Origin of the sequence: Lysinibacillus fusiformis, from assembly GCF_002845985.1 — a bacterium.
In the GTDB taxonomy this organism is placed as follows: domain Bacteria; phylum Bacillota; class Bacilli; order Bacillales_A; family Planococcaceae; genus Lysinibacillus; species Lysinibacillus fusiformis_D.
In genome coordinates this window covers 1,240,485-1,246,779 of sequence record NZ_PDFK01000001.1, presented here as the reverse complement: position 1 = coordinate 1,246,779, position 6,295 = coordinate 1,240,485, and the positions used below count along the sequence as shown (strand labels likewise).

Here is a 6,295-nt window from a genome sequence, read left to right as displayed (position 1 = left end):
GAGTTTTTGTATAGTTTAAAAGTAACTGTGTAAAAAAGATTAATTATCTCTCATTTTGAGAAATTAGCATAATATTTTATATCTATAATTTCTAGTAAATTTCAGTCATTTTCATGAATTTTTATAGTATAAATCCTTTTATTATTCTGTTTTTTGAAGTAAAATTCTGATTAATAGTGGGTATTTATATATTTTGTTGCCAGTTTATTTTTATTCTTGCTACAATAGGGCAATAGTCTGACACAGGAACGGAGTAAAAGATGAATATTTCAGTGATGACAGTGTCTTTTCCATTAGATGGAGAAACATTGAAAGAAGTAAAACTATTATGTGAAGAAGCAACCATTCATGATTATCGAGTATATGAAACCATTATGAGTGTACCAATGGCTAGCTCTTTTGAGTCAAAGGGCTTTATGGTACTAGCATATGAGGATGAACAGGATTTGTTAGTAGGTGCAGCTAGTGCCATTGATTTGATGGGACTTCATACATATGAATGGTCATTAGTAGTAACACCTGCATATCGACAGAAGGGTATTGGAGCTGCATTAGTTGAGGGTATACAAGCTGGCTTAGCAGATAGAGGAGCGGAGGGGCAATTAGCTGTAGTAATTGATGGCTCTCCTTATGGACATGCATTTATTGAAAATAAAGGTTATGCTTATAGCTTTTCAGAAGCAACATTAGAAACAAAAGCAGAACCAGTAGCATTACAAACGGATATTAGTATTCAACCTTATGCTGGTGAGCAGGGCGAACTGATTGCCATCTATAGTGAAGCTTTTGGTGATTTACCCGAAGAATCAGAGGAACTCATTGCCTTTAATACATCTACAAATGGACGAAAGCTTTGGGTTGCTTATCGAGATGGCCTTGTTGTTGGAACTGTGACGACTGCTCAGGAAAATGAAATCCAATGGGTAACAGCACTTGCTGTTCATCCAAATTGTGAGGGACAAGGTGTTGGAACGGCATTGCTTTCTTTTTCAAAGGATTATGCGAGCAAAGTTGGCGCGAAATTTGTTATGCTCGATGTAGAAATTGACAATAAAAAAGCATTATCTGTCTATGAAAAGGCAGGTTTTATGAAGGCACAGCAAATCGATTATTATGTAAAACAGTAGGAAAAAGGGCGAGGAGTGGTATTTAACATCAACTCCTCGCTCGTTTTTTATCATAATTACCTACTATCTTCATATAGTATTAATAAGCTTTAAGAAAGGAGTCGTGATCATGCGCATGCCAGCATTGCCAAAAAAGAAGTCTCCTCCAAAGGAAGCCCCTAGATCATGGTGGAAAGTAGTTAAAGCTTATTTATCGAAAGGGAAGTTTTATCGATTGCCGCCAAGAAACTGATGATGAATGAAAAAGTCGCCTTCTAGCGACTTTTTAATTTTCTAATAAAAATGTATTTTTGGATGGGCCAATTAAATAGAGTTCATGCATTGCTCGTGTGAGAGCTACATACAGTAGTTTCCGATCAATTATTGTATCGTAAAAGGGTGTTTCAAAGGCAGCTACAATGACGGCATCAAACTCAAGCCCTTTAGCAAGATGACTTGGTACAACAAGCAACATTTCCTGATTAATCGATTCATTTTCTGTTAGCAGCTGTGAGGCAATTTTGTTGTCTTTCAATGTATGTTGCATCGAAATGGCTTCAGCAGTAGTTTTGCAAATTAAAGCGATAGACCGATGACCATTTTGACGAATAGCTTCAAAAATCTCTTTAATTTTTAAGGCATCAAATTGATCTGCTTGAATAAAACTTGGCACATTACCGTGACGAACAACTGGCTCAACCAGCGGTAGCTGCTCATTCATTTGCGCTAAAATTTGATTAGCGACTTCCATAATTTCAATGGTTGTTCGATAGCTTTTTTGCAATGTTCGGAAGCTTGCACGAGGAAATAAACTTTGGACAGGTTCCCAGGCAGTTAATGAGCGATAGCTATGAATTCCTTGAGCTAAATCGCCAACCATTGTAAACATGTCTGTATCAAGACCTGTTTTTAAAGCAGCAAGCTGAAACAAACTATAATCTTGTACTTCATCGATAAAGACAACACGCATTTTCCATTCATCTGGGATGCCTTTTAGACGTGCTTGTAAATAGTATAGTGCGGCTAAATCTTCGAGTGCCCATTGTTCTTTACGATGTGCCTGCAAAAATTGCTGTTGTTCAAGATAATGCCATTCAGGAGCTAGCTCTGTTAAAAGTTTGGCGTCGGTAAGAAGGGTGCGATAAAGTGTTTTAATGTTATGTTTAGGAAAGCGACGCATATAGGCAGTTGCAGTTGTTTTCGTTTCTTTTTCTATTGCTGGAATTCGTTCGTCGCGTTCATCGATAAATTTTGTGACAACACGTCGACGCTTTTCATCATCCCGTATACCATTTAAGGCTTTACCCAATGCTTCATCATATTTTTTATGGAGTGTAGCTAAGACAGCCTGTTTTTTTTGGCGGACATGGCTAGCTAACACCTTTTTTATATGTGCAAGGCGTTTTTCAATTGGCATATAAGAAAACTCATATAAAAACAGTTTCTTTAGATGAGCAGCTCGCATAATACAGTATTTTTCAATATAAACATCTTCGAATTGTTGCGCGATTTCTTGCTCCAGCTTCTGGATATAGCGCTCAATGACATCACGATAATAAAGTGAACCTTTCACTTCAGCGATCCACGCAGTAGGCTGATGATTTCCACCAGCAACGAGCAATTCTAATTGCTCATTTGGATTTTGAAGCTTTAATTTTAATTTAGTGGCAGCAAGAACGTAGTCTGTAAAAGTAGTTTGGCATATTTTATCGACACCAAGCTCTGGTAAAACATCACCTATATAATCAATAAATAGCTTATTCGGTGCTAAAATCATGAGCTGTTCAGGATTAAAATGCTCGCCCATTGTGTAGAGGAAATAAGATATTCGGTGGAGAGCGATAGTTGTTTTCCCACTACCTGCTGCACCTTGTACAATAATTGGTTGACGAAGATGTGCTCGAATAATTTCATTTTGTTCCTTTTGGATTGTTGAGACAATTTCAGTTAAACGAACATCTGCTTTCCCAGCTAATGCTTCTTGTAGGAGTTCATCGTTTGTTGTTAGATCAATATCCCGTATATCGAGTAATTCGCCGTTCTCAATCTTATATTGTCTTTTAGCGAAGAGATGTCCTTTATGAACTTCTCCACGGACATCGTACTCCATATCACCAAGACGGCCATCATAATAAACATTGGCTACGGGTGAGCGCCAGTCAACAATAATGGGCTCATGGGTTTCACGATGAAATAGTGAGGTTTTCCCAATATAAAGGAATTCTTCGGGATCACCTGTCTTTTGGAAATGGATTCGGGCAAAATAGGGCTTTTTCCGAACGGCTTCTAGACCTTCTTTTTGATTACGAGCCATTTCAAAGAATCTGGCGTTTGTTAAGATATTTAAATAACTTAAACTCGAATCTAAGTAATCAAGGTCAGCCATGGACTTGCGGATATTTTCTTGAGCGGATTGTAGATCTCGTTGTGATTCGTCTAATATTTGTTGCATATAACTTTGGGTATAGGTTAACCGCTCTACCTCAGCCTGAAAATCCGGATGTTGTACAGTCATTTTTAGCACCTCCTAGGTACTTACAATTTCAAAGTAGATTATCATACTACTATATATAATATTTACCATCAAGTGAAAGCTAAATAGTTAATTATGCTACTATTACATTGGGGTTGGAAAGTTTTTCTTTAAAAGATAATAGAGGAGGTTAATGATTTTGGACATTTTTGCACATAGAGGTGTTTCGATAAACTATCCAGAAAACACGATGGCAGCCTTTCAAGCAGCATCAAAGCTTCCTATAGCAGGGATAGAGCTGGATGTTCATTTAACCGCAGATAAAGAGGTAGTGGTCATTCATGATGAAACCATTAATCGTACCTCCAATGGGTCAGGCTATGTAAAAGATTTTACATTACAGCAATTGCGTACATTTGACTTTGGTTCGTGGTTTTCTCCAGAGTTCGGAGATGAAACAATCCCTACGTTAGGAGAAGTGTTAGAGCTTTTTGCAGGTACCAACCATCGTATCAATATTGAACTGAAAACAGATATTATCTCATATGAAGGGATTGAAGCGCTCGTACTCAAAGAAGTGGCTGCACAGCAAATGACTGAAAGAGTAATCATTTCATCTTTTAATCATGAATCATTGCAAACAGTATCAAAAATAGCACCTTATATAGAAAGTGCGGCGCTTTTTGCAGAAGTGTTAGTAGATTTTACTTCTTACATTGCTCTTATTCCAGCTAAAGCGTTACATGTAAGTTTACCAACGTCATTTCGTAAATCAGTTAAACTAGCTCTCGCTGAAGGGGCAACTGTCCGTGTATATACTGTTAATGATCAACGTGATGCTCGCTATTTACAGCAACTAGGTATACAGGCGATATTTACTGATGACCCAGAGAAAATATTACAGGCCCTTAGTTAAAGCAAGGAAGGGGCTAGGAGACAAAAAGCTTCCGTGGAATAAGTAGCATTTTTGTAATACCCACGGAAAGCGACGTCTTCTAGAAGATCCGTTCTACCATTTCGCACGATGTTCTTCTATACATCCGAGCATTTGTTGAATAACAAGTGTTTCACCATTGTCGAGTAAAATGGAGCCATCGTAATAGCCAAATAGTTGATGTACCTCCGATTTAACTAATTTGGCATTAGTTTGAGCAACACGTTCAAAAAAAGGAGAGAAGGTTAATGAAACCTGATTAGAAAATTTCGTTTTCACTTTCCAACGTTGCATATAGTCTCCAGAATCATATTGAAACAAAAGATCCTCATGTATTTTGGTCATTTTACCATCAACAAAAACAGCATTTTCAGTCATGCCAGTACCATCTGTCCATTTACCTCCTAAGTTCAGTCCAATCCGTCTTCCTCGAACTCGCTGAGAGGCCATCCCCCAATTCCATAATGCTTGGCGTGGCCATACACCTCGTCCATAATCTAACACTGCAAAATTCTCTTCGGCCGAAAAATTATAACGGCGTGTACCAATTGTGACAACACCTGAAGTTGGGAGTATATGATGCTTGCCTGTAAATTGAAATGTTTTGCGATTCCAAGGGATGACAACATTTAAGGTTTCATCAGTTGGGGGATGTTGGACGATAAGCTTTGCACGTAAAACATCACCATCAAAGTCTGGTATGGACACCGATAGATGCGTTTCATTTTGTATATATAATAGATCAATCATCATTTCGCTATTTTTAAATGAGACGGATTCTAAAACCTGTGTCGGCATTTTTAATTTACCACCGAAGGGAATGGTAATCGTTTTTTCGAAATAGCGCTGTGTTTCATATTCAAGGAAATAAACGAAGCAGACAGCAGCATAATCTAAATGACTAATCGTAGCAGAAAACAAGATTTCGTCACCATAGATACACCAATAGTTCCATTTCTTTTTGCGCATGAGATGGCCGCTTAAATTGCTGTTAATAAGGGGCTTACGTGCAAATCCGATGGCTGCTGGATTTAAATTACCTTTTTTATCGCATAAAAGAGTAGGCTGTAAAATTTCTTTCTCAGCATGCTGCTTCACAATTAACATCCCTTCCAGTCATAAAATAAAATCTGCATTGTATTACTCTTTATTGTAGCAAAAATGTTCTTGAAAATGGAAAGGAACGTGCTGAATATAATTGATTTCAATAAGAATATGAGTAAGGACCTAACTAATAGAAAGTCATGAATAGACATATGATGGCATGAGGAGGGGATGTATGGCAAAAATGTATAACAGGCAGGCTGCAGTTCAATATGCTAATTTATGGTGGAACAGACGCAACCCAGCTTTTCCAAACTTTGATGTAGATTGCACAAACTATATATCTCAATGCTTACTTGCGGGTGGCGCACCAATGCGTGGCGCACCGAGTAGAGATAAAGGTTGGTGGATTCAACAAGGGAATTGGAGCTTTAGCTGGTCTGTGGCTCATTCATTAAGGTGGTATTTAGAGGGATCTACAACTGGATTGAAGGGTAGGCGTGTTCAATCGGCAGAGGAGCTAGAGCTTGGGGATGTCATTTTTTATGATTTTCAAGGAAATGGGAGAATTGATCACTCCGTTATTGTCACAAGTATTCAAAATGGTATTCCCTATGTCAATGCCCATACTTCGGATAGTATTAATCGACCTTATTTTTACGAGGATTCCACTGCCTATACACCGAGTATGACTTACTTTTTCTATCATATAGATGACAGCTTTGCTTAAGAAGAGAT

Annotated in this window: 5 protein-coding genes; 3 read left to right on the top strand and 2 right to left on the bottom strand. The window is 37.9% G+C overall.

What is annotated here, in order from left to right; all coding sequences use genetic code 11:
* Nucleotides 1-260 precede the first annotated feature (260 nt).
* Entirely contained in the window at nucleotides 261-1,127 is an 867-nt protein-coding gene (locus CRI88_RS06050) for a GNAT family N-acetyltransferase (protein ID WP_058844767.1), read from the top strand.
* Between the two features lie 265 nt (nucleotides 1,128-1,392).
* On the opposite strand, the gene helD is transcribed toward CRI88_RS06050, so the two are convergent.
* The gene (helD, locus tag CRI88_RS06045) at nucleotides 1,393-3,621 is read right to left on the bottom strand and encodes an RNA polymerase recycling motor HelD (RefSeq protein ID WP_089933079.1); all 2,229 of its coding nucleotides are present in this window, start codon (nucleotides 3,619-3,621) and stop codon (nucleotides 1,393-1,395) included.
* 157 nt (nucleotides 3,622-3,778) lie between these two features.
* On the opposite strand from helD, the gene CRI88_RS06040 reads away from it, so the two are divergent.
* Nucleotides 3,779-4,495 carry a glycerophosphodiester phosphodiesterase gene (locus CRI88_RS06040; protein WP_058844765.1) on the top strand — a complete coding sequence of 239 codons (717 nt, stop codon included), beginning with the start codon at nucleotides 3,779-3,781 and terminating at the stop codon, nucleotides 4,493-4,495.
* A 93-nt stretch (nucleotides 4,496-4,588) separates the two neighbouring features.
* Here CRI88_RS06040 and CRI88_RS06035 read toward each other — a convergent pair whose 3' ends face one another.
* Nucleotides 4,589-5,611 carry a DUF2804 domain-containing protein gene (locus CRI88_RS06035; RefSeq protein WP_036117552.1) on the bottom strand — a complete coding sequence of 341 codons (1,023 nt, stop codon included), beginning with the start codon at nucleotides 5,609-5,611 and terminating at the stop codon, nucleotides 4,589-4,591.
* 181 nt (nucleotides 5,612-5,792) lie between these two features.
* Here CRI88_RS06035 and CRI88_RS06030 point away from each other — a divergent pair, with 181 nt between their 5' ends.
* Nucleotides 5,793-6,287 carry an amidase domain-containing protein gene (locus CRI88_RS06030; RefSeq protein ID WP_036117549.1) on the top strand — a complete coding sequence of 165 codons (495 nt, stop codon included), beginning with the start codon at nucleotides 5,793-5,795 and terminating at the stop codon, nucleotides 6,285-6,287.
* Nucleotides 6,288-6,295 lie beyond the last annotated feature (8 nt).

Excerpts from the sequence above, each read along its gene's own strand:
- CRI88_RS06050 (WP_058844767.1), top strand. The coding sequence starts at position 261 with ATGAATATTTCAGTGATGACAGTGTCTTTTCCATTAGATGGAGAAACA.
- helD (WP_089933079.1), bottom strand. The coding sequence starts at position 3,621 with ATGACTGTACAACATCCGGATTTTCAGGCTGAGGTAGAGCGGTTAACC.
- CRI88_RS06030 (WP_036117549.1), top strand. The coding sequence starts at position 5,793 with ATGGCAAAAATGTATAACAGGCAGGCTGCAGTTCAATATGCTAATTTA.